The sequence below is a fragment of the Terriglobus saanensis SP1PR4 genome (assembly GCF_000179915.2).
Lineage (GTDB): Bacteria > Acidobacteriota > Terriglobia > Terriglobales > Acidobacteriaceae > Terriglobus > Terriglobus saanensis.
The window spans coordinates 1,341,695-1,366,616 of the sequence record NC_014963.1; the positions used below are offsets into that span (position 1 = coordinate 1,341,695).

Annotated in this window: 25 protein-coding genes; 7 read left to right on the top strand and 18 right to left on the bottom strand. The window is 57.3% G+C overall.

Annotated features, from left to right (window positions below):
• The first annotated feature begins 22 nt into the window (after positions 1 to 22).
• Complete coding sequence (locus ACIPR4_RS05575) at positions 23 to 664, top strand: DedA family protein (RefSeq protein ID WP_013567679.1); 642 nt, start codon at positions 23 to 25, stop codon at positions 662 to 664.
• On the opposite strand, the gene ACIPR4_RS05580 is transcribed toward ACIPR4_RS05575, so the two are convergent.
• The gene (locus ACIPR4_RS05580; protein WP_013567680.1) at positions 661 to 1,839 is read right to left on the bottom strand and encodes a permease; all 1,179 of its coding nucleotides are present in this window, start codon (positions 1,837 to 1,839) and stop codon (positions 661 to 663) included. The genes ACIPR4_RS05575 and ACIPR4_RS05580 overlap by 4 nt on opposite strands.
• Positions 1,840 to 1,973: 134 nt before the next feature.
• Here ACIPR4_RS05580 and ACIPR4_RS23455 point away from each other — a divergent pair, with 134 nt between their 5' ends.
• Positions 1,974 to 2,048 carry a hypothetical protein gene (locus ACIPR4_RS23455; RefSeq protein ID WP_245536511.1) on the top strand — a complete coding sequence of 25 codons (75 nt, stop codon included), beginning with the start codon at positions 1,974 to 1,976 and terminating at the stop codon, positions 2,046 to 2,048.
• Here the strand turns inward: ACIPR4_RS23455 and ACIPR4_RS05585 are convergent.
• From ACIPR4_RS05585 to ACIPR4_RS05595, 3 genes are read right to left on the bottom strand one after another with little or no spacing between them, the layout of a single operon-like run.
• Positions 2,020 to 2,826, bottom strand: coding sequence for an OmpA family protein (locus ACIPR4_RS05585; RefSeq protein ID WP_245536465.1), 807 nt, complete (start codon positions 2,824 to 2,826; stop codon positions 2,020 to 2,022). The genes ACIPR4_RS23455 and ACIPR4_RS05585 overlap by 29 nt on opposite strands.
• Positions 2,827 to 2,873: 47 nt before the next feature.
• Positions 2,874 to 3,650, bottom strand: a complete 777-nt coding sequence (locus ACIPR4_RS05590; RefSeq protein ID WP_245536466.1) for a flagellar motor protein — start codon at positions 3,648 to 3,650, stop codon at positions 2,874 to 2,876.
• Between the two features lie 8 nt (positions 3,651 to 3,658).
• Positions 3,659 to 3,907, bottom strand: coding sequence for a flagellar FlbD family protein (locus ACIPR4_RS05595; RefSeq protein WP_013567683.1), 249 nt, complete (start codon positions 3,905 to 3,907; stop codon positions 3,659 to 3,661).
• A gap of 242 nt (positions 3,908 to 4,149) precedes the next feature.
• Between ACIPR4_RS05595 and ACIPR4_RS05600 the strand changes: the two genes are divergently transcribed.
• Positions 4,150 to 5,349, top strand: coding sequence for a flagellin N-terminal helical domain-containing protein (locus tag ACIPR4_RS05600; RefSeq protein ID WP_013567684.1), 1,200 nt, complete (start codon positions 4,150 to 4,152; stop codon positions 5,347 to 5,349).
• A 100-nt stretch (positions 5,350 to 5,449) separates the two neighbouring features.
• Positions 5,450 to 6,604: a diflavin oxidoreductase gene (locus ACIPR4_RS05605; RefSeq protein ID WP_013567685.1), complete on the top strand. Its 1,155-nt coding sequence runs from the start codon at positions 5,450 to 5,452 to the stop codon at positions 6,602 to 6,604.
• A gap of 64 nt (positions 6,605 to 6,668) precedes the next feature.
• Here the strand turns inward: ACIPR4_RS05605 and ACIPR4_RS05610 are convergent, their stop codons facing one another.
• From ACIPR4_RS05610 to ACIPR4_RS05670, 13 genes are all read right to left on the bottom strand, one after another.
• Positions 6,669 to 8,129: a sensor histidine kinase gene (locus tag ACIPR4_RS05610; RefSeq protein ID WP_013567686.1), complete on the bottom strand. Its 1,461-nt coding sequence runs from the start codon at positions 8,127 to 8,129 to the stop codon at positions 6,669 to 6,671.
• Position 8,130: 1 nt separating this feature from the next.
• Complete coding sequence (locus ACIPR4_RS05615) at positions 8,131 to 9,171, bottom strand: zinc-dependent alcohol dehydrogenase family protein (RefSeq protein WP_013567687.1); 1,041 nt, start codon at positions 9,169 to 9,171, stop codon at positions 8,131 to 8,133.
• A 49-nt stretch (positions 9,172 to 9,220) separates the two neighbouring features.
• Entirely contained in the window at positions 9,221 to 9,718 is a 498-nt protein-coding gene (locus ACIPR4_RS05620; RefSeq protein WP_013567688.1) for a DinB family protein, read from the bottom strand.
• A 57-nt stretch (positions 9,719 to 9,775) separates the two neighbouring features.
• Positions 9,776 to 11,215, bottom strand: a complete 1,440-nt coding sequence (locus tag ACIPR4_RS05625) for a hypothetical protein (protein ID WP_187290251.1) — start codon at positions 11,213 to 11,215, stop codon at positions 9,776 to 9,778.
• A 381-nt stretch (positions 11,216 to 11,596) separates the two neighbouring features.
• The gene (gene ilvC / locus ACIPR4_RS05630) at positions 11,597 to 12,619 is read right to left on the bottom strand and encodes a ketol-acid reductoisomerase (protein WP_013567690.1); all 1,023 of its coding nucleotides are present in this window, start codon (positions 12,617 to 12,619) and stop codon (positions 11,597 to 11,599) included.
• Between the two features lie 72 nt (positions 12,620 to 12,691).
• On the bottom strand, positions 12,692 to 13,309 hold the full coding sequence (gene ilvN, locus ACIPR4_RS05635; protein ID WP_013567691.1) for an acetolactate synthase small subunit: 618 nt from the start codon (positions 13,307 to 13,309) through the stop codon (positions 12,692 to 12,694).
• Positions 13,310 to 13,361: 52 nt separating this feature from the next.
• Positions 13,362 to 15,128, bottom strand: a complete 1,767-nt coding sequence (ilvB, locus tag ACIPR4_RS05640) for a biosynthetic-type acetolactate synthase large subunit (protein WP_013567692.1) — start codon at positions 15,126 to 15,128, stop codon at positions 13,362 to 13,364.
• Between the two features lie 44 nt (positions 15,129 to 15,172).
• Entirely contained in the window at positions 15,173 to 16,867 is a 1,695-nt protein-coding gene (gene ilvD / locus ACIPR4_RS05645) for a dihydroxy-acid dehydratase (protein WP_013567693.1), read from the bottom strand.
• 37 nt (positions 16,868 to 16,904) lie between these two features.
• Positions 16,905 to 17,435, bottom strand: coding sequence for a hypothetical protein (locus ACIPR4_RS05650; RefSeq protein ID WP_013567694.1), 531 nt, complete (start codon positions 17,433 to 17,435; stop codon positions 16,905 to 16,907).
• 8 nt (positions 17,436 to 17,443) lie between these two features.
• Entirely contained in the window at positions 17,444 to 18,070 is a 627-nt protein-coding gene (gene leuD, locus ACIPR4_RS05655) for a 3-isopropylmalate dehydratase small subunit (RefSeq protein WP_013567695.1), read from the bottom strand.
• Entirely contained in the window at positions 18,070 to 19,533 is a 1,464-nt protein-coding gene (gene leuC / locus ACIPR4_RS05660) for a 3-isopropylmalate dehydratase large subunit (RefSeq protein ID WP_013567696.1), read from the bottom strand. Before leuC ends, leuD begins: the two co-directional genes overlap by 1 nt.
• A 10-nt stretch (positions 19,534 to 19,543) precedes the next feature.
• The gene (leuB, locus tag ACIPR4_RS05665) at positions 19,544 to 20,629 is read right to left on the bottom strand and encodes a 3-isopropylmalate dehydrogenase (protein ID WP_013567697.1); all 1,086 of its coding nucleotides are present in this window, start codon (positions 20,627 to 20,629) and stop codon (positions 19,544 to 19,546) included.
• A gap of 15 nt (positions 20,630 to 20,644) precedes the next feature.
• Positions 20,645 to 21,826: a 2-isopropylmalate synthase gene (locus tag ACIPR4_RS05670; RefSeq protein WP_013567698.1), complete on the bottom strand. Its 1,182-nt coding sequence runs from the start codon at positions 21,824 to 21,826 to the stop codon at positions 20,645 to 20,647.
• Between the two features lie 93 nt (positions 21,827 to 21,919).
• Here ACIPR4_RS05670 and ACIPR4_RS05675 point away from each other — a divergent pair, with 93 nt between their 5' ends.
• From ACIPR4_RS05675 to ACIPR4_RS05685, 3 genes are all read left to right on the top strand, one after another.
• Positions 21,920 to 22,846: a LysR family transcriptional regulator gene (locus ACIPR4_RS05675; RefSeq protein ID WP_013567699.1), complete on the top strand. Its 927-nt coding sequence runs from the start codon at positions 21,920 to 21,922 to the stop codon at positions 22,844 to 22,846.
• A gap of 88 nt (positions 22,847 to 22,934) precedes the next feature.
• The gene (locus tag ACIPR4_RS05680) at positions 22,935 to 23,312 is read left to right on the top strand and encodes a hypothetical protein (RefSeq protein WP_013567700.1); all 378 of its coding nucleotides are present in this window, start codon (positions 22,935 to 22,937) and stop codon (positions 23,310 to 23,312) included.
• A gap of 193 nt (positions 23,313 to 23,505) precedes the next feature.
• Positions 23,506 to 24,105 carry an outer membrane beta-barrel protein gene (locus ACIPR4_RS05685; RefSeq protein WP_041585937.1) on the top strand — a complete coding sequence of 200 codons (600 nt, stop codon included), beginning with the start codon at positions 23,506 to 23,508 and terminating at the stop codon, positions 24,103 to 24,105.
• A gap of 75 nt (positions 24,106 to 24,180) precedes the next feature.
• On the opposite strand, the gene ACIPR4_RS05690 is transcribed toward ACIPR4_RS05685, so the two are convergent.
• Positions 24,181 to 24,771 carry an outer membrane beta-barrel protein gene (locus ACIPR4_RS05690; protein ID WP_041585938.1) on the bottom strand — a complete coding sequence of 197 codons (591 nt, stop codon included), beginning with the start codon at positions 24,769 to 24,771 and terminating at the stop codon, positions 24,181 to 24,183.
• Positions 24,772 to 24,922 lie beyond the last annotated feature (151 nt).

The window sequence follows — 24,922 nt, forward strand, 5'->3', positions numbered from 1 at the left end:
GGTTATACTCGTCTGGACGTCCATGACAGAACACATCATCAATTTCCTGCTGCCCTACATCACCGGAATTATCTCGGCGATCGGATATCCTGGCGTCGCCCTCCTGATGGCCATCGAATCGGCGTGCATCCCTCTGCCGAGCGAAATCATCATGCCGTTTGCCGGATACGTGGTCTACCAGGGCAAGATGAACCTGCTCCTGGCGGCAACCGCTGGCGCCATTGGGTGCAACCTTGGTTCGGTGGTGGCGTACTGGATCGGCGCGTACGGCGGGCGTCCCATGGTGGAGAAGTTTGGCCGCTATGTTCTTATGTCGAAGCGCGATCTCGATCGCGTGGACCACTACTTCCAGAAGTACGGCAGCATTACCGTTCTGCTCGGACGTCTGCTTCCCGTCGTGCGTACCTTTATCGCCCTGCCCGCGGGCATCGCCCGCATGCCGCAGCTTCGCTTCCACGTCTATACCTTCATCGGGTCGTGGCCCTGGTGCTTCGCACTTGCCTACGCGGGTATGAAGGCTGGCGAAAGCTGGGACGATCCCAACTCCATGCTCAAGCATGTTCTGCACAAGGCCGATGCCGCGGTCATTCTGTTGGTGCTGGTAGGTATTGTCTGGTTTGTCTGGTCGCACCTGAAGCATCGCGGAGACGCTAGCGCCGCCTAGTGGCAGTGGTGGTGATGGCCCTCTTCGGATGGCGCTTCGTCCATCATGCGGAGCATTGCCGGACCTCCGGTTTTGAGAAACCGGATAAACAGAGGTAATGAAAGAACCAGGAATACGATATTCAGCATGCTGGTGTAGTTCCAGCGCACAGACTCCTGCATGATGCTGGCGTGGCCGTGCTCTGGAATCAGATGCAGCAGGCCGAAGAGACCTTCGACGGCAAGTGCCGCAAGGGACATCGATGAGTAGAAGACAAGGAAGAGAATCGCCGCGACCTTGCCGCCGTAGTATCTCCGATAGATATTGACGATAGGCAGGATGATGAGATCGGCGAAGAGGAAGGCGATGACACCGCCGAAGCTGATGCCTCCGTTCCACAGCACCGCCGCCAGCGGGACATTGCCTACAGAGCAGACGAAGCTGAGCACCGCGACCAGCGGCCCGATGAGCGGTCCCCAAAACTTTGCCAGAAGTGGATGTCCGGCAAGGAAGAATCCCTGCCAGAAGGTTTGCGGCACCCATGCCGCAAGGACTCCGGAGATGAGCAGGCCGAGGGCGATGTCTCCCCAGAGTGAAGACCAGTTCATGAAGTAGTAGTGACTGATGGCCGTCTGGCCTTTGTTCGAGGAAAATTTCTGCCAGAACGTCCCCTGGTGGAGCGACATATCCATGGCGGCATGGCCTTCCATCTTGCCCGCCAGGTTACGTTCGGCCTGCTTTCTTGCGGCTTCAAGGACTCGTGGCCTGAGCGTGATCCGCAGCAGCACCACAAGCAGCATGATCATGACGGGACCGCCCACAAACTCCGCCAGCATGAACTGCCAGCCGAGCAGCACCGCGAGAAGAATGCTCAGCTCCAGAACGAGATTGGTCGAGGCAAACTGAAAGGCCATCGCTGCGATGAAATCCGCGCCTTTGCGAAAGAGAGAACGAGCGATGGCGACGGCAGCGTAAGAGCAGGAAGAAGACGCCGCTCCCAGACCGCTGGCGATCACGATGGTCTTCGGTGAAGAGTCCGGCATGAGCTTGCCGATCTGCTCCTTGGACACCACGGCTTCCACCACGGCAGAGACCAGGAACCCGAGGCAGAGCGCCCAAAGGATCTCCCAGGCCATCATGACCGCCATCATGAGCGGATGGAGCAGTGTCTGGAGGTGCATCGTATGAACGTGCATCGCTTGTCCTCACCCATGGGTACCTTTGATGATTTGACCGACTCTTGCAAGAATAGCCGGAGAAAGGTCCTCATGCATCACGAGAGATCTCGACCGTCACCAAGGGTCGGCTCGATCTGGGCCCGTGGCGGCGGATCGTTTCCGCGGAGCTTGATGGGCAGCGATCAAGGCGCGTGATCGTCAAGGTGTTGGGGACAACGAAGGCTTAGCGGGAGAGACGATCTGCGCCAACTCCGCTAAGGGTTGTTTCAAAAGAACGATATCGACGCGACGGTTCTTCGCCCGGCCTTCTTCCGTGCTGTTGCTGGAAATCGGGTGGAACTCCGCGTACCCCGCGACAGCGAGCGATGCAGGATTGACGAGGCTTCGCGCCAGTAGAACACGCGCAATGGCATTTGCGCGGGCGGTAGAGAGCTCCCAGTTGGAGGCGTACAGCGCCGTGTGAATTGCGACATTGTCCGTGTGTCCCTCCACGCGGAGCGGACCCATAGGTAGACTGGCTGCGATGCGTTCCAGCACAGGTATCGCATCCGCACGGAGTGCGGCGGAGCCGGAGTTGAAGAAGCCCGCGTCCTGCAGAGACAGCACCAGACCCTCGGGTTCGCTGCGAAAGGAGACTGCGCTGATCGCGGTGCCGCGCTTCTCGGGCGAAGGCGGCTTCGCACCGAGCGGAGGAAGGTTCTGATTCTTCTGCGGTACAGCCATCTGCGCCAATGCATCATAGATACGCTTCTTGTCCGCGGCTTCCTTTCTCGCGGCAGCCTCGGGCGTCATGGGAGTCGGCATGGCAATGGGCGTCGGCTTTCCCATCGCACCTGCAGAAGGCGCAAGCGCGGGAGTCTTGGAATGCGCATCGAACGCCCCCTGCGCAAAGGCCGTCTGGATGGCAACGGCGAGCAGTTGCTGCTTTTTGGCGTCTCCCCTTGAGCCTGCAAACAGTACAACAAAGAACGCAAAAAGGAGAGTGATGAAATCTGCGTACGACACGAGCCAGCGCTCGTGTCCATGGGGGGCGTGTTTCTTTTTCCCGCGCATTAGATGGTCTCGGAGGTCTGCGGCTTCTGCTCGAAGAGGAAAGTACGCAGTTTGGTTTCTACCATGCGGGGATTCATGCCTTCGAGGATGGAGGTCACGCCTTCCAGCATCATCTCCTTCACCATTCGCTCATCGCTCTGCCGGATCTTGAGCTTTCCTGCTGCTGGAATACAGATGAGATTGGCCAGAGCGACACCGTAGATCGTCGCGACAAACGCGGTCGCGATGCCTTTGCCCACTTCATCGATGTTGTCCAGATGCTGCATGACCTGGATCAGGCCAAGCACCGCGCCAATAATTCCGACAGTTGGCGAAAATCCGCCGGCCGATTCCAGGACCTGGGGAATCTTTTCTTCATACTCTGCTTTGTTATCCAGCTCCATGCGCATAATCTTTCGCACCTCGGAGGGTTCTGTGCCGTCGACTGCCAGCATCAGAGCTCGCCTCAGGAATGGATCCGACACCTTCGCCAGGTCTGCGTCCAGCGAGACGATTCCGCTCTTGCGTGCCTTGTTGGCAAACCCCACCAACTGGTTCAAAGTGGCTTCTCCATCCGTACCGCGATGAAAGAAGACGCCCATGAAACCCCGGATCGACGCGAGAAAGATACTGAGAGGGAATTGCAGGAGTACTGCACCCGCCGTTCCTCCAATCACGATCAAGGCAGCCGTTGGCTGCATGATCTGACCGATGTTTCCACCCTCCATCATCATGCCAACAAAAATGCCGATGAAAGCGAGTGCAAGACCTCCAATGCTGGCGATATCCATGTTCATGTCCCTGTTTATTCTGTGGAGCTGGCACGGAAGGTTTGAAGAGCAGAAACTGCTGAGGCAGCACTCGGCCACGCTTCATGAAGGATCGAAGCACGATATTGTTTGACTCGCTGCGTCAGGTCTTCTCGACTCTCCAGAACAACGAGCTTCTCGCCCGTCACAAGTGTGATGGTGGTATCGGGTGTGGACTCGGCATAGCGCATCAGGTCGCAGTTCACGCTGATGGGTTGACCGTTGAGTCGTGTAAGTTCAATCATCTGGCGGGCTCCATAGCCCCTATCGGCATCGAGGAGAGAAAGGATGAAAAGCCGGAGGTGTGCCCCAGATTGAGGCGTTGTTCAAGTCGCAGAGGGCCTTGCCGATGAAGGCTGTGAACGCAACGTGCTTCAACGGGAACTGGGCAATCCGCCGCCTTAATCAGCGACGGACAGGCTTGGATAGAGCCGGAGAACAGGCGAGGCGTGAAGCAACCACCTCAAGCAGATCTAAGGAGCGAATGATGTCCCTCGGCGTATTGAATAACATCTCGGCACTCTACACACTGAACAGCCTGAACACAACGCAGGCAAGTCTCTCGAAGACACTGCAGCAACTCTCTTCAGGTTCGCGGATCAACTCCGGTGCGGACGACGCAGCAGGCCTTGCCGTTGCGGACGGTCTCACTGCAAACTCCACCGCTCTGGCTCAGTCCACACGGAATGCCAGCGATGCGATTGGTCTTCTCCAGACGGCAGATGGCGCTCTTTCCCAGGTCACCAGTCTGCTCACCCGCGCCGTAACGCTGGCCACGCAGGCTTCCAATAGCACACTCACCACGAGCCAGGTCAGCTCGGCCAACCAGGAGTACCAGAACATCCTGACGCAGATCGCAGATATCGGCACCAGCACGAACTTCAACGGCAACACGATCTTCAACGGCTCTACAAAGACCTTCGTCGTCTCTGACGGAACAACCGCCGGCACCATCAGCTACTCCGACATCGTCGGTGCTCTCAGCCAGAGCAGCATCGGTACAAGCGACACGACCAAGACCGCTCTCGCTTTGAGCACCCCCACTGCGTCTGCCGCTGGCACCGCGTCGACTACGAAAGTAAGCCTCGCCACGGCAACGGATACGGTCTCCGGAACTCTCTCGGTGGCTGTGGGAACGGGCACAGCAGTCTCTCTGCAGGTAGCGGCGGGCACGTCTCTGTCTGATCTGGCAACTCAGATCAACGCGAATGCTGATTTCACTGCCGCTGGCGTCACTGCCTCCTACGACACCACTACAAAAGCTCTGACTCTGAGCGGACCGGCTACTGCTGCAAGCACTCTGGATACCACGGGCACAGCCCTCACGGAAGATGCCCCAGTCGCGGCAGGACAGGTGGGTGCAGGTGTTGATTTCACAACGGCGACCCTCAAGACACTCACGTCCGCTTCGGCACAGACCATCCTTACCACCCTGGGCACGGCAATCTCCGGCGTTGCCCTTCAGCGTGGCTCCATCGGCGCTGACATCAACCAGCTCAGCTCCGCGCAGCAGGTCGCAGCTACGGAACAGACCAATCTCACGGCTGCGCAGAACAACATCAGCGCCACGGATTATGGCCAGGCGGCGTCGGATCTTTCCAAGTACCAGGTGCTCAGCCAGACCGGTATCAGTGCCCTGGCACAGGCCAACAGCGTTCAGCAGGAAGTACTGAAGCTGCTGCAATAATGTCTAAAGCAGGTCCTAACCGGGAGAGCGAGGCCAAGTGCCTCGCTCTCCTTTTTGCGCTCAACATGCTACCCTTAAGATTCGTATCAAGCGAAAACTTATGAGCACTGAGACCCAGAAATACACACGCAATAACCCCTATCAGTCGACCATGCTGGTCAACTATGTGATGACCGACAAGGACTCCGAAAAGGAAACCCGTCACATCGAACTGTCGCTGGAACCGGGCATGACGTACACCCCCGGCGACGCCGTAGGCATTCTGCCGGAAAACCGCGAAAGCGAAGTCGCAGATGTTCTCTCCGCGCTCGGCTACAAGGGTGACGAACGCGTTCTCGACCACTACAAGGTGGAGATCTCCTTGGAAGAGGCGCTCCGCACACGGCTTGCTATCGGCAAACTGACGCGCGGCAGTGTGAACAGCTACGCCAAGATCGCTCCGGAGACCACAAAGGGCCTCGACTTTTTGAAGGGGCTCGCCGGTGCCGACAACAAGAGCAAGGCCGAAGAGTACGTCTGGGGCCGTGAATTCTTCGACCTCATCACGGAGCACCCCGGCGGGATCACACAGCCGCAGCAGCTCTTCACCGTGCTGCAGCGCCTGACACCCCGTATGTACTCCATTGCATCCTCGCAGGCCAAAGCAACGGACACAGTGCACACCACGGTTCGCGTTGTGCGTTATCACACCCATAACCGCGATCGCCAGGGCCTGTGCAGCGGACATCTCGGCGAACGCGCCGATGTCGGCGTGACCATGCCGATCTTCCTGCATGCCAACCAGAACTTCCGCCTGCCGGAGGATACCAACGCTCCTGTCATCATGGTTGGTCCCGGTACGGGCATTGCCCCATTCCGTTCGTACCTGCAGCATCGCCAGGCTGAAGGTCATAAAGGCGACAACTGGCTCTTCTTTGGCGAACAGCGTCGCGCTTCAGACTTCCTCTATCGCGAAGAACTGGAAGGCATGCACGCCGATGGCTTCCTCACGCGTCTCGACACAGCGTTTTCGCGCGATCAGGCACACAAGATCTACGTGCAGGACAAGATGCGGGAAAACTCCGCGGAACTCTTTGCCTGGCTTGAGCGTGGAGCTTACTTCTACATCTGCGGCGATGCGACACGCATGGCAAAGGATGTGGAGACGGCCCTGCTGGACTCCATCGCCAACGGCAAGGACTGCTCGCCGGAACACGCGCAGGAGTACCTCTCCGAAATGAAGAAGCAGAAGCGCTATCAGCTCGACGTGTACTAGTACCTGGTCAGGGCAAATAAAGAGGACACCGGATGCCGGTGTCCTCTTTTTGTTTTCATGAAGCTTAGTAAGCCCCGGTCCCTTCGAGCGGAAGATTCACTTGAAAGCAGGTGTTTCCCGGCACAGAGGTGACGGTCATCGATCCGCCGTGCTTCGAGACGACGCGGCTCGCGTTGTCCAGACCCAATCCGAGCCCCTCACCCAACCGCTTCGTTGTAAAAAATGGCTCAAAGATGCGCGGCAGAATCTCCGGCAGAATCCCGTGCCCACTGTCGCAGATCTCTACCAGAAAGAAGTTGCCCGAAACCCTGGCCCGCAGAGTGAGAATGCCACCGTCTTCGCTCATGGCATCGATCGCGTTTTCGATCAGTTCCGTCCACACCTGGTTTAGTTCGCTTCCATAAGCGGGAATCGGTGGCAGCACCGGCGCAAAGTCATGCAGGACCTCGATCTTCCCCAAGCGCGAGCCGAACATGGCTAGCGTGGCATCGAGCGACTGCGTGACATCGATCTCCTGAATCGGGGCCTGATCCATGTAGGAATAGTCCTGAATCGCAGAGATCAGATCGAAGATGCGCGCCGTTGCGTCGATGACCGTGTCCGTCATCCGCTCCGAACGAAGGGCAGAAGCGAACGAGCAAAGGGCCGTGGACAATGCTTCTTCTGGGATACTCGCAACGAGATCATCCAGATTGGCCGTTGTGATCGCGGTCTCTGCCAAAGTGGGTGCAATCGTCCACGGTTCCGGAATTTTGTGGCTCTCAAGCCACTCTGTAAAGACATCCTCACGCTGCGCTGTTTCGATTGAGTCTGAAGTGACAGGCTCCGTAGTGTTGAGCAGACTCTGAACGGATGTAGCCCACACTCTGTAGGCTTCTTTGCTCTCATCGGAGAGGTTGAGAGCACCGAGCCGAAACTTCTGATTGCCGTAGTTGCGCAGCTCTTTGGAAAGGCTGGTTGCGGCGGAGCGCGCGGCGGAGGCAGGGTTCTTCAGTTCGTGCGAAAGGTTCGCCGCCAGCTTACCCAGCGAGGCGATCTTGTCCGCCTGTTGCTCGACGCGGGTCATCTCTCGGACACGGTCCAGCAGAACAGAGACGCATCGCTGCGCCATCGACGGGATCGTCGCCAGCATCTCAGGGAACCGGCTCTGGTGGATGTACATGGCCCGCGTCCGGCCGATGGCAAAACCGTCGCCAGCTGCAGATTTCATCCTGGAGTAGGGAATTTTTCCTGTAATCTGCCCGGCCCGGCCTACAAAAACACCGAGCGTGCCCGACCGGAGCATCCGAAATTGAAAAGAGCCGTCCAGGACGAAGGCCAGGTGTTCCAGCACTTCTCCAGCACGAAAGATATGTTCTCCGTCCTCATGAATGGTCTCAATCCCATTCTCAGCCAGCCAACGGAACTCTTCTTCCGTGAGTCCGTCCAGGGTCGAAAACCTGCGCAATGAGCTGATCAGATCCTCACAGGCCATCGGAGCTTCGTGTTCGACGAGAGTTGTGTTCATCTCTGCCATGCTTGCCATTCTAGACCTCCTCGATCGCGCTACCTGCCATTTGGACGATCACCTTGCCCAGATGGGCACCTGTAGCGAGGTAATGTAAGGCTTCTTTTGTCTGCCTGAAGGGAAAAACCCGGTCGATCACAGGCTTCATCTTGGCTTCGGCAAACGCGGAAATGACCTCTCGCAGCATCTGCACCGATCCCACATGAATTCCCTGAATCCGAAGGGTATTCATCAGTATGGGAACCACACTAACCGGCTCCGCCGCCCCTGCCAAGACCCCAATGAGGGATATTTGGCCCCCTACCCGGGTGGATTTGATCGAAAGTCCAAGCGTTCCGGCGCCTCCGACCTCAATTACGTGCGTCGCGCCGGCTTTCGCCGTCAGACGGCGAACTTCTTTGTCCCACTCTGGCGTCGTCCGATAGTTAATGCCCTCGTTTGCTCCCAAATGTTTAGCCAGTTCCAGCTTTTTGTCCGACGAGCTCGTCACCAACACCTGGGCACCGCGCATTTTGGCAATCTGAAGGGCGAAAATCGAAACCCCACCCGTGCCGAGCGCGAGAACCGTGTCGGTCTTGCCGACATTCCCCGTCGAAACCAAGGCGTGCCACGCCGTAACTCCCGCGCATGGAAAGGCGCTGGCCTCTTCATAGGTCATCGCATCCGGAATCGGCACTAGCGCCTCGGCTGGGAAGACTCGATAGGTTGCCAACACTCCATCGGTTCCATCCCCCATTGCAGAGAGCCTGCCTGCCAAGGTCGGAGGCCCGTCAATCCACGCAGGCATAAATCCCGCAACGACACGGTCGCCCACAATATACGAAGTGACGCCAGAACCCACCGCGATGACTTCTCCCGCACCATCTGACCCCAGAATGCGAGGCTTCTCAATCCGCGGGTTGTAACTTCCATCCGCAATCATCAGATCGCGATAGTTCAACGACACCGCACAAAGACGAACCAGCACCTCGCCCGCACTTGGGGCGGCCACGGTCACCGTGTCGAAGGTGAGGTTCTCGATGCCGAACGCACCGGAAAGACGAAGTGCCTGGGATCCCATAAGTATCGGATGCTCCAAACTCCATTAGGCTTCGACAGCAGAACCGAAATCATGCCCGCTTTGCAACGAGGAACAGGTAATCTGCCGGTGGGACAGGCCCAAAACCGTGCTGCCGAGCCAGCGTGGAAAGCTGCGCATAATGCCTGAGCGCATGCAGAAGCGAATGATGCAGCACGGCCTTACGTGGAGCCCGCAGCCTTCCCGCCGTCAGCGTATTGAATTCGATCTCCTCCGACCAGTCAAAAGCAAGATCGGCCAGAAGTCCACGCAAGACCTCCAGAGCGCGATCATGCGTCGCGAAGATCTCATGCGCGGTTGAAAATGGAAGCTGCGCATAGTCCGTTACAGGCAGATTGCTCAGCCGCTCCGCATAGCGCAACTCAACCGCAACCACGTGCTGCAACAACTCGCCTACTGTCTTCGCCTTGGAGATATCGCAGGGCACATCAAGCAAGGCCGGATTTTCCCCTGCAAGGGTGCGCCAGTTCTTTGCCGTCTGATCGTTCCACGCGATCAGCTCTTCGGCGCTAAGAGAAGCATGGTTCATGGTGTGCTCCGGGGATATCTTTGGAAGATAATTTGTTGAGCAAACCTCTCCTTTGTTTCAAGGTCGAGGATAGTAGATACGCAGTCTTCCATTCGCAATGACTGGACCTGCGGTGTAATGGTCTCGAAGATACGAAACAAGCGGTTCGTAGCTCAACCGAGGGTTGCGCGCTCGGGGCGCGTAAGGTGAAAGCTCAGTTGCTCTAAGAGCCTGCAGATCTGTCTCAAGTACGAAGTTATCTTCAATCGGACCATTTTGAAGAATGACCGGAACGGTGGGGCGCTGCACTAGTTCTTCGCGCTTTCGAAGGATGGCTCTGGTCGTCAAAACGTCCTGTGTTCCAAGGTAGAAACCATTGTCGAGACACTCCAAAAGACGCACGGGGACTGGAGAAGGCACGACACTGGGGCTAAAGTACTGTTGATCGCAGGGCAACTCTGCTGTGCCGGGCAAAGCATTTTCAGGTGCAGCCATAGTGCTTGGCGGCGCGCCAGGGCTCGCTGTGGCGCTTGCAACTGGGGCGGTGAAATGATGGACACGCTTCATGATGGACACCCAGTAGATCCCGATTACAGGAATGATCAGAAGCAAGGCCAAGGCGAAAGGAAACCAGATACGGCGCAAGGTCGGGCGCTCGAGGATTGCTGCGGAGCCCACGGCAAATGCGGGCATCGCAGACATCATGTGACCCATATCGCATCGTCCCATCGCGGAAGGCAGGATGACACATCCTGCAACGACAAGCGGAATTGTGGTTGAGTCGATGACGCCAAGAGAAACTTTGCGGTAGAACACGCAGGCAGCCATTACATACACAAAGAGAATGATGAGGGTACGAGGGGACGCAAGGATAGGAAATGCCAATCCACCGGAAGCAAAATCGCTCAGGCTAATAAATAGGCCGGCGTGCGCCGCGATAGTGAGCATGACGACTCCACCCAGGAAGAGAATTCCCAGCGCAACCAGGTATTTCAAGTTGCGATTATGCCATGCCAGAAGCACCAGATATGCGTCCATTGCAACCAGCACTGCAAGTCCTTGCTCCGGGGAAACCGCGAGACCAAGGGCAGAAGCTGCGACAGCGGCAATAGCAAGCCGAATCGGATCGCTGGTTCGCTTCCATACGTACATGACGGCGAGTATCAGAGTCGCGGCACAGAAGAGTCGCACCGGAGTGTAGTTCGATCCTTCATCTTTGATGGAGGAAATCTGTGGAATCAGAAGGAAAATAAATAACGTAAGGCGTCTGCTCTTTCCGATATCCACAAATCGGCAGAAGAGCCAAGTCATCGTCACGCCAATCAACCACTGAATGCCCCACCACAGGTAATATCCTGAAACCTGGCTGACACCCATTACTTTTGCAAAAAGATATCCGGGGTAGAGAAGAAGTGGCCCGTACATGAAATCAATCTGACGGTAAAGCTTTTCACCCGAAGCCAGAAGCTGCTGCCGATCAAGAAAAAACTGGGCTTCTCCGCCAGGGAAGTGGTGCATGGAGATGTATCTGCGCCCGATGCAAAGGAGCGCAAAAGAAGATAAGGAGATGAGTAGAACGCGAAGGGACAACTTCGATTCGCCTTCTTCGACCCTTGCAATCTCACCTTTGGTGTAAAAAGCGAATCCTAGAGCGCCAAGAACCAATAAAACAACCGCAGTCCGATTGCTATACCCCGCAAGATAAGAAAGGGAGTTGGTTGGCTGCTGAACGGGTACCAGGTAGGGAACGAAATAGACTGCTGCTGCGATGAGGGCAAACAGGCTTGCGACCGCCCATGGGGACCTGAAATTCGAGGAGCTCTTGGATTGCATGGCCCCATTCTACGACGCAAAAAACCGTCCATGTGTCTGCATGGACGGTTTCTCACTGCTTTGCGTTTAAGCCTTTACGACGTTGCCGTCTTTCACCACAACTGGATCGAGGAAGGGCATCGCCTTGCGAAGATCGGCGCCGACCTTTTCAATCGGATGAGCTGCTTCTTCCTTGCGGATGCGAGCAAACTCGTGGCGTCCGGTCTCGTTCTCTTCGATGAACTTCTTGGCGAAGGTTCCGTCCTGAATGTCGTTGAGAAGGCCCTTCATCGCCTTCTTCACATCGGCAGTAACGATGCGCGGACCGGCAACGTAGTCACCCCACTCTGCTGTGTCGCTGATCGAATGCCGCATGTACTCCAGGCCGCCGCGATACATCAGGTCGACGATCAGCTTCAGTTCGTGCAGGACTTCAAAGTAGGCGAGTTCGGGCTGATATCCAGCCTCAACGAGAGTCTCAAAGCCAGCCTTCACCAGAGCGGAGGTGCCGCCGCAAAGAACAGCCTGTTCGCCAAAGAGATCGGTCTCCGTCTCTTCCGTGAAGGTCGTTTCGAGAACACCAGCGCGTGTGCAGCCGATACCCTTCGCGTAGCTGAGAGCATTCTTCAGAGCATTACCCGTTGCATCCTGCTCTACGGCTACGAGAGCAGGTACTCCGCCGCCTTCGGTGAAGACCTCGCGCACACGGTGACCGGGAGACTTCGGCGCAACTAGCGAAACGTCGATGTCCGCAGGAGGCGTGATCGTGCGGAAGCGGATATTGAAGCCGTGCGCGAACATCAGCGTCTTGCCTGTCTTCAGGCCGGGTTCAATTTCTTTGTAAACCTTGGCTGCGGTCTGGTCCGGGACCAGGACCATGATGGTGTCTGCCCATGCGGCTGCGTCGGCGACGGAGAGGACTTCCAAACCGCTGGCCTTGGCCTTCTCAGCGCCCTTTGAGCCTTCGCGAAGTCCGACCTTCACGTCCACGCCGGAGTCCTTCAGGTTGAGCGCATGCGCGTGGCCCTGTGAGCCGTAACCGATGATGGCGACTTTCTTCGCCTGGATAAGAGAGAGGTCTGCGTCTGCGTCGTGGTAGGTCTTTGCCATTGCGTTTTGTCTTCTTCCTTTGTGATGTATCTAAAGTCTATCTGTTACGAGTTGGTGAGTGAAGATTGGAGTCTAAGCATCATGCTCAGCGAACTGGTTGGGAATTCTTTCTGAAGGAGGTAGGGCATCGGGATCCAGAGGGCTGTCACCCTGATGATCTTTAGACCCAAGCGCCTTCATGACGCGCGAAGTATGCTTCCCGCGCCGCATGGCCATCCGTCCCGTGCGTGAGACCTCGAGAATCTTGTAGCCGCTCTCCATCAGGACCTGGATCAGACCTTCGATCTTCGAAGAGGAGCCCGTCATCTCCAGCATCAACGACTCCGGAGCGAGATCCACAATACGCGCACGGAAGACTTCGGCCAGTTCAAACAGGTGAGTTCGCGAAGAAGACGAAGAAGCGGGTGGACCGGCTTCAACTTTGATCAGCGCTAGCTCACGAATCACGGCTTCGCTGCGGCCAACCTCGTCGACATCGCGCGTGATCTCCAGCTTGTAGAGCGATGCACGAATGCGATGTGCGGCGTTATCGGGTGCATCGCAGACGATGGTCATCCGCGAGACCTCTTCACGCTCTGTCTCGCCGACGGTAAGCGAAGCGATGTTGATGTTGAGACGGCGGAAGAGCGAAGCGATCCGCGTGAGCACGCCTGGCTTGTTATCTACAAGTGCGATAAAAGTGTGAAGCATAAGAGTATCCGTTCTCGGTCGTTAGTGATATCGCAAAGTTTCCGGGGGGAGATTAGTCCTCGCTCGTCTCAATCAAAGGATTCGGCCGCCGAACCATCTCATGCAGCGCAGCACCCGGAGCAATCATCGGGTAAACCCCATCTTCCTTTTCCACGGAGAAGTTGATCAGGAAAGCGGAAGCCCCTGTACGCGCCTTGGTCACCGTAGACAGCACCTGAGAACGCTCAGTCACATGCGCTCCAGGAATGCCATGCGCATCCGCGAGCTTGACGAAATCTGGCGACAGGATCGGCGAGCATGCATAATTCTTGTCATAGAACGCCTCCTGCCACTGCCGCACCATGCCGAGGAAGCCGTTATTGATCACGGCGATGTTGATGTGAATGCCTTCCTGAACAATCGTGGAGAGCTCGGAAGCCGTCATCTGGAAACCGCCGTCACCAGCGATAACCCAGACATCCTTCTCCGGGCAGGCGATCTTCGCGCCGATGGCGGCAGGCAAGGCGAATCCCATCGTTCCCAGGCCGCCCGAGGTGACGAGTGAGCGAGTAGCTTCATGGCGGAAGTACTGCGCCTCCCACATCTGGTGCTGGCCTACGTCGGTTGCGATGATCGTGTTGTCGAGACGTCCGGCGGCCTTCGCCTCCTGCCAGATGTCGTTGATCACGTGTGCTGCGTAGAGGTGTCCGTTGTCCGGAAGATTGATGATGTCGCGCACACTGGCATCGCCCTTCATCGCACGAATCTCCTCGCGCCATTCCTTGGTCACATCCACCTGTCGAGGCTCGCCTGCCTGGTCGATCAACGGCGCCATGGTGTTCAGCACCTGCTTGAGATCGCCGATCAGTGCGACGTCTACCTTTACATTCTTGTTGATCTCACTCGGATCGATCTCGATATGGATCTTCTTCGCATTCGGTGCATACGTTGCGAGGTTGCCGGTCACACGATCGTCGAAGCGCATGCCAAACGCCAGCAGAAGATCCGACTGCTGAATCGCGTTGTTCACCCACGATTCACCGTGCATACCCATCATGCCTAGTGCCAGCGGATGCGATGCAGGGAAGCCCCCCAGGCCCAGCAACGTCGTGGCGACCGGAATCTTGTGACGTTCTGCGAACGCAAGCACTTCAACCTCAGCTTCAGCCTGAATGATGCCGTGTCCCGCAAGAATCACAGGCCGCTTCGAACCGCGCATCAAAGAGATCGCCTTCGCCATATCGGCAGACTCAGCATGCAGCATCGGATGCGGACGGTACTCAGGAGGCACAGCAGCTTCGAAATCAAAGACACATGTCGCCTGCTGCGCATCTTTGGTGATGTCCACGAGCACCGGCCCCGGACGCCCACTGCGCGCAATCTGGAATGCTTCGCGAATCATCGGAGCCACATCCTCCGCACGCGTCGCCACGAAGTTATGCTTCGTGATAGGCAGCGTGATGCCGGTGATGTCGATCTCCTGGAACGCATCTGTTCCAAGCACCTTGGACGAGACCTGGCCCGTGATGCAGACCATTGGAATCGAATCGAGCATAGCGGTTGCAATGCCCGTCACCAGGTTCGTTGCTCCCGGACCGGAGGTCGCTACGGCAACACCAACCTTGCCTGAGGCGCGTGCATAGCCGTCTGCCATGTGCACCGCGCCCTGCTCATGTCGTACCAGCACATGATGAATGGGAAATTTACGCAGAGCGTCATACGCCGGAAGAATCGCTCCACCGGGATAACCAAAGACGTCGGTGACGCCTTCGCCGACGAGCGTGGCCCAGAGGATCTCGGCTCCGGTCAGGGTGGGTGCGTTCGGATTCGTCTTCGTCATTGCGTGCTCCTTTTTTTACTACTGTGTTCTTCAGGAAAGTTGAACTAAGAAGTAATTGCGCCCTTGCTTGCAGACGAAACGCCCTTCGTATACTTCGCGAAGACTCCACGCTTGTACCGCGACTCGGGCGCTTTGAAGTTTTCAAGCCGCTTCGCAATCTCATCAGCCGGAACTTCCAGACGAAGCTCGCGATTTGGAATATCAAACGTAATCAGATCGCCTTCATGCACTGCCGCGATGGGACCGCCGAGATAAGCCTCTGGCGCGACATGCCCGGCCATCAGGCCGCGTGTCGCACCGGAGAATCGCCCATCGGTCAGCAGAGCCACGGTCTCTGAAAGCTCCGGAATGCCCTTGATCGCTGCCGTTACGGCCAGCATCTCGCGCATGCCTGGGCCGCCCTTCGGACCTTCGTAGCGAATCACGCAAATATCGTTGGGCTTGATTTTGCCCTCTTCCACTGCGGCGAAGCAGAGGTCTTCGGACTCGAAGACGCGTGCAGGTCCCTGATGGAAGAGGCGCTCATGCCCAGCCACCTTGATCACGCAACCCTCCGGTGCAAGGTTCCCATGCAGGATCACGAGGCCACCTGTAGGCTTCAGCGGCTTTTCCAGCTTGTGAATCACAGGCTGGCCTGGCGTCTCCACAGCATCCTTCGCTTCTTCGGCAAGGGTGCGGCCGGTGACGGTAGGCGTATCGCCATTTATCAATCCGCCATCGATAAGAATTTTTGCAAGAAGGCGCGATCCGCCCGCCTCCTGGTAATCCTTCGCAACATACTTGCCGCCCGGAGAAAGGTCGCAGATGTGCGGCGTGCGTTCATTGATCGCGTTGAACTCATCGATGTTGAAAGGAATGTTGAACTCGCTCGCGATGGCAAGCAGATGCAGGACGGCGTTTGTGCTGCCGCCGCTGGCACAGACCGCGGCGTAAGCGTTCTCGATGGCTTTACGCGTAACGATGTCCGACGGCTTTGTGCCGCGACGTGCCAACTCCATCACCAGCTTGCCCGCCTCGCGGCTCGCGTGTGCCTTTTCCGGGGACATCGCGAGAACACCTGTAAGGTGGATCGGCGAGATCCCGAGAAACTCTCCCGCCATGGCCATCGTGTTCGCCGTAAACTGACCACCGCACGCGCCTGGCCCCGGACAAGCAGCAGCTTCAACCGCTTCGAGATCGTCGTCGGAGATCTTTCCCGCAGCGTGCGATCCGATGGCCTCAAACACATTCAGAATCGTGATGTTCTTGTGCGTTCCATCCGGCTGCGCAAGCTGCCCAGGAGCAATGCTGCCGCCGTAGAGCATCAGGCCTGGAATGTTCACGCGTGCCAGCGCCATGATCGCCGCAGGCATGTTCTTGTCGCAACCCGCGATACAGATCAGGCCATCGAACGAGTTACCGCGCGCCACGAGCTCAATCGAATCGGCAATCACTTCGCGCGAGATCAGCGAAGCCTTCATGCCTTCGGTGCCCATCGTGATGCCGTCCGAGATCGTGACGGTGTTAAACTCCATCGGTGTGCCACCCGCTTCGCGTACGCCCTGCTTCACCGCTTCGGCGACCTGGCGCAGATGGAAGTTGCAAGGCCCAATCTCGGTCCACGTGTTCGCAATGCCGATGATCGGCTTGTGCAGATCTTCTTTGGTGAAACCAACGCCGCGCAGATAGCTGCGCGCAGCAGCGCGGTTGGGGCCTTCGGTTAGTACAATCGAATTCTTTTTACCGGGTACGACACTCATGGGAACTTCTCCAGTGCTTCAACAATGCAGGGCGTGATTAGTGCCGGATGATGGACTTATTCTTCGGAGGAACAGGTTGTGGAGAGACGAGCGAGTCAAAATCTTTCACAAGCGCCGCAATCGTTTCATCCAGGTTCTTATCTCGATTTTTCTGACGGACAGCGTAATTCGTGCGCTCGGTAAGGGACCAAAGAACAATGTGAGAGTGCGGATCTTGAAGCACAACGCGGAACTGGCGGAAGCCGCCGGAACCCTGGCCACTCGCAATCGACTGACCGGGGGAGATTTCATAGTGAAGTTCCAGAACGAGGTCCGCAGCGTTGGGATCAGCAACGAGTTGAAAGCGGCTCAGCGCACCGATGCCTTGATAGAAGCTGTTGTAGGCGCGAAGGCAGTCGGCATTCTCTTGGTCACCCGCATTGCCGATAAAGAGCTTCGTAGCCGACGTGAGCGCGGCGGGCAGAGGCGCCGCAGGCGGCTCAGGTGTCTGTGCACCCGCAGTTGCAGCGAAGAGCAGCACCGACAACGTGGATGCGAGAGCGAGCTTCGAGTTGAGTGGGTATCTCATCTTCGTCCTCAGGCCTTCGGTGCGGTCCAGAAATCGTTGTCGTGTTTGCTCTCAAAAGTATCGAGAGAGTCAATGTGTCGCAGCGTGAGGCCGATATCGTCAAGCCCATTCAGCAGGCAATATTTGCGGAAAGGATCGATCTCGAAGCCTGCTTTGAAGCCCTGATCGTCCGTGACCGTCTGCTCTTCCAGGTTGATCGTGATCACGTGCTTCGGATTTGCCGTCGAACGCTGCATCAGCGTCTCGACGTCCTCATCCGACAGACGAACAAGGATGATGCCGTTTTTGCCCGCGTTTGAAAAGAAGATGTCCGCGAACGAAGGTGCAATCACAGCAAGAAAACCATACTGGTTGATTGCCCACGCAGCGTGTTCGCGCGAAGATCCGCAGCCGAAGTTCTTCTCTGCAATCAGGATCTTCGATCCGTTGTACTCCGGCTTGTTCAGCACGAAGTCGGAGTTCGGCTCCACGTGGTCCGGTGTGTCCAGGTTGTAGCGCCAGTCGAAGAACAGGAAATCGCCATACCCCGTACGCTCGATGCGCTTCAGAAACTGCTTCGGAATAATCTGGTCCGTGTCGATGTTCGGTAGCGGCAAAGGCACAGCGGTGCTGGTCAGAACGTTGATAGGAATCATTAGCGCGAACCTCCTTCGACGAGCATCTGCTCTGCTGGCAACGTGGGGGCGATCTCTTTCCACTTGCGAATGTCTGTGAAGTGACCCGTGATCGCAGCCGCAGCTGCCATCTCCGGAGAAACAAGATGCGTACGCCCACCGCGTCCCTGGCGACCCTCAAAGTTGCGGTTCGAGGTCGAAGCGCAACGCTCTCCCGGCTGCAGAATGTCCGGATTCATCCCCAGGCACATCGAACATCCCGGCTCGCGCCACTCAAAGCCTGCCGTCTTGAAGACCAGATCCAGACCCTCCTGCTCCGCCTGCCGCTTCACCGCCTGTGATCCCGGAACGACCATCGCGCGCACCTTCGTCGCAATGTGATGTCCCTTGACGACAGCAGCCGCAGCGCGCAGATCTTCAATGCGTCCATTCGTGCAGGATCCAAGAAACACCGTGTCGATCCTGATCTCTTCCATTGGTGTTCCCGGCTTCAGGTCCATGTACTCAAAGGCGCGCTCGTAGCTCTTGCGATCGGCATCGCTCTTCGCATCCTCCAGCGTAGGAACGGACGCGCCAATCGTCGTCGTCATTCCCGGCGAAGTCCCCCAAGTCACCGCAGGTGCAAGCGTCGTCGCATCGATATGCAGCTCGCGATCATAGATCGCACCCGCATCCGTTGGAAGAGTCTTCCAGTGCGCTACAGCGGCATCCCACTGCTCGCCTTTGGGAGCAAAGCGTCGCCCCTTCAGATAGGCAAACGTCGTCTCGTCCGGTGCGATCATACCGGCGCGCGCGCCAGCCTCAATGCTCATGTTGCAGATCGTCATGCGGCCTTCCATCGAAAGCGCGCGAATCGCCGAACCTGCGTACTCGATCACGCATCCCGTCGCGCCATCCGTACCGATGCGGCCGATGATGTCGAGAATGATGTCCTTTGCTGTAACTCCAAAGGGAAGATCTCCCTCAACATTGATGAGGAAGGTCTTCGGTCGCGACTGAGGCAGCGTCTGCGTCGCCATCACGTGTTCGACTTCGCTCGTTCCAATACCGAAGGCGAGCGCGCCAAACGCACCGTGTGTGGACGTGTGTGAATCGCCGCAGACGATCGTCATGCCCGGCTTCGTCGCACCCAGCTCCGGCCCGATCATGTGCACGATGCCCTGCGAAGCGTCCTGCACGTCGAAGAACTCAATGCCAAACTCCGCACAGTTCTTGCGCAGCGCATTCACCTGCGCGGCAGCAACCTGATCGACAATCACGAGGCGATCCTGCGCGCTCGTCGTCGGAACATTATGGTCCACCGTCGCAATGTGACGGTCAGGGCGACGCAGTTTGCGTCCGGCCAGGCGAAGACCATCAAACGCCTGTGGCGACGTGACTTCGTGCACCAGTTGCAGATCGATGTAGATCAGCGTCGGCTCGCCCGTAGGCTCTGCGACGATGTGCTGCTCCCAAACTTTTTCGAACAATGTCTTCGCTGCCATATGCCTGTCCTTACTTCAGTGAAGCCTTGACCTTATCGAGAATGATCTTGCCCATCTCGGTTGTAGAAACAGTGCGCTGCCCGACGATGTTGCCGCGCGCGATATCCGTAGTGCGATTGCCTTCTTCCAAAGCCTCAATCACAGCAGCCTCAATGACCTTCGCCTCAGCTTCCAGTCCAGCCGAGTGCCGCAGAACCAGTGCCGCTGTGAGGATGGCGCCAATCGGATTCGCCTTGCCTGTTCCGGCAATGTCAGGAGCCGATCCATGCACCGGCTCGTAAAGATTTACTTTGCCGCCGAGCGTTGCAGAGGGAAGCATGCCGAGCGACCCGGTAATCACGCCGCTCTCATCTGACAGGATGTCGCCGAACAGATTCTCCGTCAGCACGACATCGAAGCTGCGTGGCGTATTCATGAGATGAATCGCCATGGAATCCACAAGCTGATGTTCCAGCGTCACGTCTGGATAATCCTTCGCAACTTCCGTCACAGCAGCACGCCAGAGCTGCGAAACCTCCAGCACGTTCGCCTTGTCCACAGAGGTGACCTTCTTCTTACGCTTCTGCGCGAGCTGGAAGGCGATCTTCGCCACACGTACGACCTCGGCCTTCGAATAGACCATCGTGTTGTGCGCGAGTTCCTTCTCGCGGTCCCACCAGCGCGGCTCGCCAAAGTAAAGCCCACCCAGTAGTTCGCGGACGAAGAGAATATCGACGCCTTCGGTGATCTCAGGCCGCAGCGGAGAGTTGTCCGCCAGCGCTTTGTACGCGGTCGCCGGACGAAGATTCGCAAAGCCACCCAGAGCGGAACGGATCTGCAACAGGCCAGCCTCGGGCCGCTCGTTCGGAGAAAGATGGTTGAACTTGTTGTCTCCCACCGCGCCCAGCAGGGCAGCGTCGCATGCGAGCGTCTGTTCCAAAGTCTCCGCAGGCAGCGGCGAGCCCTTTGCCGTAATCGCGACTCCACCAATCAATAGCGGAACAAACTCGAAGCTGTGCCTACCGTGCGCGGCGACAGCCTCAAGTACGTTCACAGCTTCCTGCGTTACTTCGGGGCCAATGCCGTCACCGGCCAGCAATGCAATTTTCAGCTTCATATCTCTCTTCTCGTTCTAGTTTGCGGAAATCTTCTGCGGCAACAGAGCCACAATGTCCTGGTCATAGATCGCCTTCTTGCGATCGGCGAGCTCCGTGAAGCGCGTGTACGTCACGTCCAACTCATCCTTCGTCAGCGTATGTCCCAGCTCCGTCAGGCGATGCTCCAGAGCGCGCCTTCCCGAATGCTTGCCCAGCACAATGCTGTTCGCCGTAACGCCCACAGATTCAGGAGTCATGATCTCGTACGTCAGCGGATTGGCCAGCACGCCATGCTGATGAATGCCGCTCTCGTGCGCAAAGGCATTTTTGCCAACGACCGCTTTATTTGGAGCCACACCAAAGCTGACAATCTCCCCCAGCATCGTGCTCGTCGGAGCCAGCTGATTCATCACGATGTTGTGCCGGAAAGGGAAGCGGTCCTTCCGCACCATCATCGCTGCGGCCACTTCTTCCAGTGCGGCATTGCCAGCACGTTCGCCGATGCCGTTGATCGTGACCTCAACCTGGCGCGCCCCGCCAAGAACACCGGCAAGCGCATTCGCCGTGGCCATACCAAGATCGTCATGGCAATGTGTCGAGAAGATCAGCGCATCGGAGTTAGCAATGCGCGCGCGCATCGTCTCAAAGAGTTGCTTGTACTCTGCGGGAGTTGTGTAGCCCACCGTATCCGGTAGATTGATCGTCGTCGCCCCCGCTTCCACGGCCACGTTTACAAGCTGGATCATGAACTCCAGGTCCGAACGCGTTGCGTCTTCAGCAGAGAACTCCACGTCTTCTGAAAGTGTGCGCGCCAGGCGAACCATCTCGCCGGTCTGGTCCAACGCCTGTGCGCGGGTGATCCGCAGCTTGGCCTCGAGGTGCAGGTCGGACGAAGCGATAAACACGTGGATACGATTCTTCTCCGCCGCCTCGACCGCCCTTCCCGCGGTAAGAACATCGTCGCGTCTGCAGCGTGCAAGTGCCGCGATCCGTGGGCCGTTCTTAAGCTCACGCGAAATAGCGCGAACGGATTCAAAGTCGCCGGTCGAGGCAATCGGGAAGCCTGCCTCGATAATGTCTACGCCCAGCGTCGAAAGCTGGTGCGCAAAACGGAGCTTCTCCGCATGGTGCATGGTGCATCCGGGGGACTGCTCGCCATCCCGGAGAGTGGTGTCGAAGAAGAGAACGCGATTGTTTGTAACGCTACCCGTGCTCATGTTGATATTGTAAACATAACTACGATTTATAGGCACTGATGACAGTATCAGTAATTCTTATATCAACGCGCATTGAAGGATCGGATACAGGCATTGGACCTCTTTCAGCTCGAAACCTTTCTCGCCGTCGCCCAGGAACGAAGCTTTTCGCGGGCTGCTGTTCGCCTTCGCAGGACCCAACCCGCCATCAGCCAGACTGTTGCAAAGCTCGAAGCGGAGCTGGGAGAGGCCCTCTTTGAGCGCTCCATGCGCGACGGATCGCTCACGGACGCGGGCGAGGTCCTCCGGGAATACGCCCAAAAGCTGCTCAACCTTCGGTCAGAAGCCAGTGGTGCGCTGGAAGAGCTGCGCTCCCTGCACCGGGGCATCCTGAATCTCGCCGCCAACGAATACACCTGTCTCTATCTCCTTCCGCTTCTGGATATCTTTCGCAGAAAGCATCCCCGCATCAAGGTCACGGTGCATCGGTCCCTGGCCAGCCGCATTGCGGACGAAGTTCTGGCGCATTCCGTTGAGCTTGGCGTGCTCTCCTTCCGTCCGGAGGATCCGCAGGTACGCTCGATCGTTGTCTACCGAGATGCCCTCTCCTTCGTCGTTCATCCAAAACACCCTTTAGCTACCGCGAAGTCCGTTTCGATCCGCGATCTGGGTTCGGAGGACTTTGTCGCCCACAACGTTCCCTCCCCGCAGCGCGCCAAGGTGATGGACGCCTTCCGTCGCCACAAAACTCCTCTACGGATCGAAGTGGAGCTGCCTTCGCTCGACGCCGTGAAGCGCTTCGTCGCCATGGGGAATGGCGTAGCCATCGCGCCCGGACTCAGCGTGGAAAGCGAACTCGCCTCCGGGAACCTGGTGCAGGTGATGGTGAAAGAGTTGCAGATGGAGCGAAAGCTGCGTCTCGTCCACCGCAAGCAGGCCACGCTTTCGCACGCAGCCATGGCCTTTTTGGAGGTCGTGGAGACCCACGCCGCCATCACGGGCGATCCGTATAGCTATCTCCTCGAACGGTCCCCGCATTAATTTTGCTCCGGATGTGGGAACTCCTTCGGGGGATCCTCGTCTGTACTGGAAGCGGCCTTGGAAGATCGGCCGTCCGCGAGGAAAGAGTATGAGCCGTTTTGATCTGAATCGTCTACACGTTGGCATTGTAGGAATGTGCCTTCTCGCCGCTCCCGCAGCACTGGTTCTGGCCCAACAGGACACGCCGCCCCCAGGCGATGGCATGCGTCCTGGAGGTCCAGGCGGCGACCGCATGGGAGATCGCTTGGCCGATCGTCTGAATCTGACCGCCGACCAGCGCACCCAACTCAAAGCCATCCAGCAAGCCACCCGCCAACAGGAGATGGAACTGCATAAAGAAGAGACCGCGAAGCTTCGCGCCCTCCTCACAGACGAGCAACGCGCGAAGTTCGACCAGATGCAGGCGCAGATGCAGCAGCGCCGAGGTCAACGCGGCATGGACAATTCCCAGGCACCGCCCCAGTAAGGCCGCGGTGGAACCCCGGGCCGTCGTCGGTTTTACCTGCGGCGGCCTTCGCCTGCGCGCTCACTTTGCATCGGATGACACTCGTTCCACCTTCCTCGGCCCATGTACAGGTACAATAAAATGGATTGCTGTACCGGTGCCGCCTTCAAGGGCAAGCCCCTGGATGCAGGAAAGGTGAAGGTTGATCCGCGGAATGAAGAAGACGATTTGGTTGGGTGCTCTGCTGCTGTCGGCAGCTGTAATGCATGGACAGGAAAGCCGACAGGACGTGAGTGTAAGCGCAATCGGTATCTTTGCGCCTCAGGTAAATGGAAATAGTGCGCAGTTGAATACCAATTCAACGACCGGCTTCCTCGCCAGCTACCGCTACATGCTCACGCCGCGCAGCGCCCTGGAGTTGAACTACTCCTTCGCACAGTACACGGACATCTTTCGCACCAGCTTCTATCCCAACGGCCTCCGCATCCATGCGCGCCAGCAGGAACTGACTGGGGCTTATGTCTACAACATGAACTTCCGCCGGATTAATCCTTTTCTTGAGGCTGGCGTCGGCGGTTTCATTCTCACTCCGATCCGCGACTTTCAGACGCAGACTCTGGATACCAAGCAGAACACCAATATCGGTGCTCTCTTTGGCGCAGGTGTCGCGTATGAGCTCAGCCCCAGCTATGACATTCGCGTGCAATACCGTGGATTCCTTCTGAAATCCCCCAACTTCGGTATCGACAACTTCAAGACCAACCGCTATGAAATCATCTCCATGCCTACGGTTGGCGTTGCCTATCACTTCTAAAAGAGAAACTAGCTGAAATGACAAAGGCCCTGGAGAGTTCTCCGGGGCCTTTCTCTTGTCTTTCTTCGCGATCCATTAGAAGTGGTACGCCACGCCTGCTGTCAACATCTTGGGCGTCAAAGCGCCGTTCGGGAAGCCCTTCCAATGCTGATATTCAAAATCGCCGCGGACGTTGATATGTCTTGTAACGTTCAAGTCCACACCGCCTCCAAGGACGCCTATGTTGTAGGCCAGATTCGCAGAGTCATTGGCGAAATTGAAAACTCCACGGCCGACCATGATCTTGCCGTAGGGATTGATAAAGCCTTTATAGTGGCGGACATAGCGGACGCCGAGCTGGTAGGTTCGCTCGTAAAGCTTATTGTCCCCCGTGGTATCTACCTGTCGGATATCCCCTTCGATACCCCAATGTTGCGAAAAGTCAAAGGTCGTATAAAAGGTGCCACCGTAGTATCTGTGGCCACCATAATGCGGTCCGCCGGAGACTCCCAGGCCAACCTGAAAGTCGGCCTTCCGCACACCGGCTGCAGTTGCCTGGCCTAGAACTCGTGCCGAGCCAACTGAACCGATGCCCAAAAGGAAGATGGCGATCCTAAATATGTTTTTATCCCGGCTTTTTGTGTCATTCACTCTTGCCGTGATGGTTTCAACTGCTTGAATCGGCATACTGTCCCTCGGCCGCAGTCTGGTCGATGCCTCTGCTGTCATGAATGTCTCCGAATTTTTGTCATGATGGTGCTAACACCAACCGCACCCGGCGGTTTTGAGGAGCCGCTCGCGATCAAGCGGGCGGCTCCAGCGAAAGGTCCGGTAGGAG

Bases quoted from the DNA above. Each gene is read 5' to 3' on its own strand.
- ACIPR4_RS05625 (WP_187290251.1), bottom strand. From the start codon at position 11,215: ATGCACCACTTCCCTGGCGGAGAAGCCCAGTTTTTTCTTGATCGGCAG.
- ACIPR4_RS05650 (WP_013567694.1), bottom strand. From the start codon at position 17,435: ATGAGATACCCACTCAACTCGAAGCTCGCTCTCGCATCCACGTTGTCG.
- ACIPR4_RS05670 (WP_013567698.1), bottom strand. From the start codon at position 21,826: ATGAGCACGGGTAGCGTTACAAACAATCGCGTTCTCTTCTTCGACACC.
- ACIPR4_RS05680 (WP_013567700.1), top strand. From the start codon at position 22,935: ATGAGCCGTTTTGATCTGAATCGTCTACACGTTGGCATTGTAGGAATG.
- leuC (WP_013567696.1), bottom strand. From the start codon at position 19,533: ATGGCAGCGAAGACATTGTTCGAAAAAGTTTGGGAGCAGCACATCGTC.
- ilvN (WP_013567691.1), bottom strand. From the start codon at position 13,309: ATGCTTCACACTTTTATCGCACTTGTAGATAACAAGCCAGGCGTGCTC.
- ACIPR4_RS05620 (WP_013567688.1), bottom strand. From the start codon at position 9,718: ATGAACCATGCTTCTCTTAGCGCCGAAGAGCTGATCGCGTGGAACGAT.
- ACIPR4_RS05690 (WP_041585938.1), bottom strand. From the start codon at position 24,771: ATGCCGATTCAAGCAGTTGAAACCATCACGGCAAGAGTGAATGACACA.
- ACIPR4_RS05605 (WP_013567685.1), top strand. From the start codon at position 5,450: ATGAGCACTGAGACCCAGAAATACACACGCAATAACCCCTATCAGTCG.
- ACIPR4_RS05575 (WP_013567679.1), top strand. From the start codon at position 23: ATGACAGAACACATCATCAATTTCCTGCTGCCCTACATCACCGGAATT.
- ACIPR4_RS05590 (WP_245536466.1), bottom strand. From the start codon at position 3,650: ATGAACATGGATATCGCCAGCATTGGAGGTCTTGCACTCGCTTTCATC.
- ilvB (WP_013567692.1), bottom strand. From the start codon at position 15,128: ATGACGAAGACGAATCCGAACGCACCCACCCTGACCGGAGCCGAGATC.
- ilvC (WP_013567690.1), bottom strand. From the start codon at position 12,619: ATGGCAAAGACCTACCACGACGCAGACGCAGACCTCTCTCTTATCCAG.
- ACIPR4_RS05685 (WP_041585937.1), top strand. From the start codon at position 23,506: ATGAAGAAGACGATTTGGTTGGGTGCTCTGCTGCTGTCGGCAGCTGTA.
- ilvD (WP_013567693.1), bottom strand. From the start codon at position 16,867: ATGAGTGTCGTACCCGGTAAAAAGAATTCGATTGTACTAACCGAAGGC.
- ACIPR4_RS05595 (WP_013567683.1), bottom strand. From the start codon at position 3,907: ATGATTGAACTTACACGACTCAACGGTCAACCCATCAGCGTGAACTGC.
- ACIPR4_RS05615 (WP_013567687.1), bottom strand. From the start codon at position 9,171: ATGGGATCCCAGGCACTTCGTCTTTCCGGTGCGTTCGGCATCGAGAAC.
- ACIPR4_RS05610 (WP_013567686.1), bottom strand. From the start codon at position 8,129: ATGGCAAGCATGGCAGAGATGAACACAACTCTCGTCGAACACGAAGCT.
- ACIPR4_RS05580 (WP_013567680.1), bottom strand. From the start codon at position 1,839: ATGCACGTTCATACGATGCACCTCCAGACACTGCTCCATCCGCTCATG.
- leuD (WP_013567695.1), bottom strand. From the start codon at position 18,070: ATGATTCCTATCAACGTTCTGACCAGCACCGCTGTGCCTTTGCCGCTA.
- ACIPR4_RS05600 (WP_013567684.1), top strand. From the start codon at position 4,150: ATGTCCCTCGGCGTATTGAATAACATCTCGGCACTCTACACACTGAAC.
- leuB (WP_013567697.1), bottom strand. From the start codon at position 20,629: ATGAAGCTGAAAATTGCATTGCTGGCCGGTGACGGCATTGGCCCCGAA.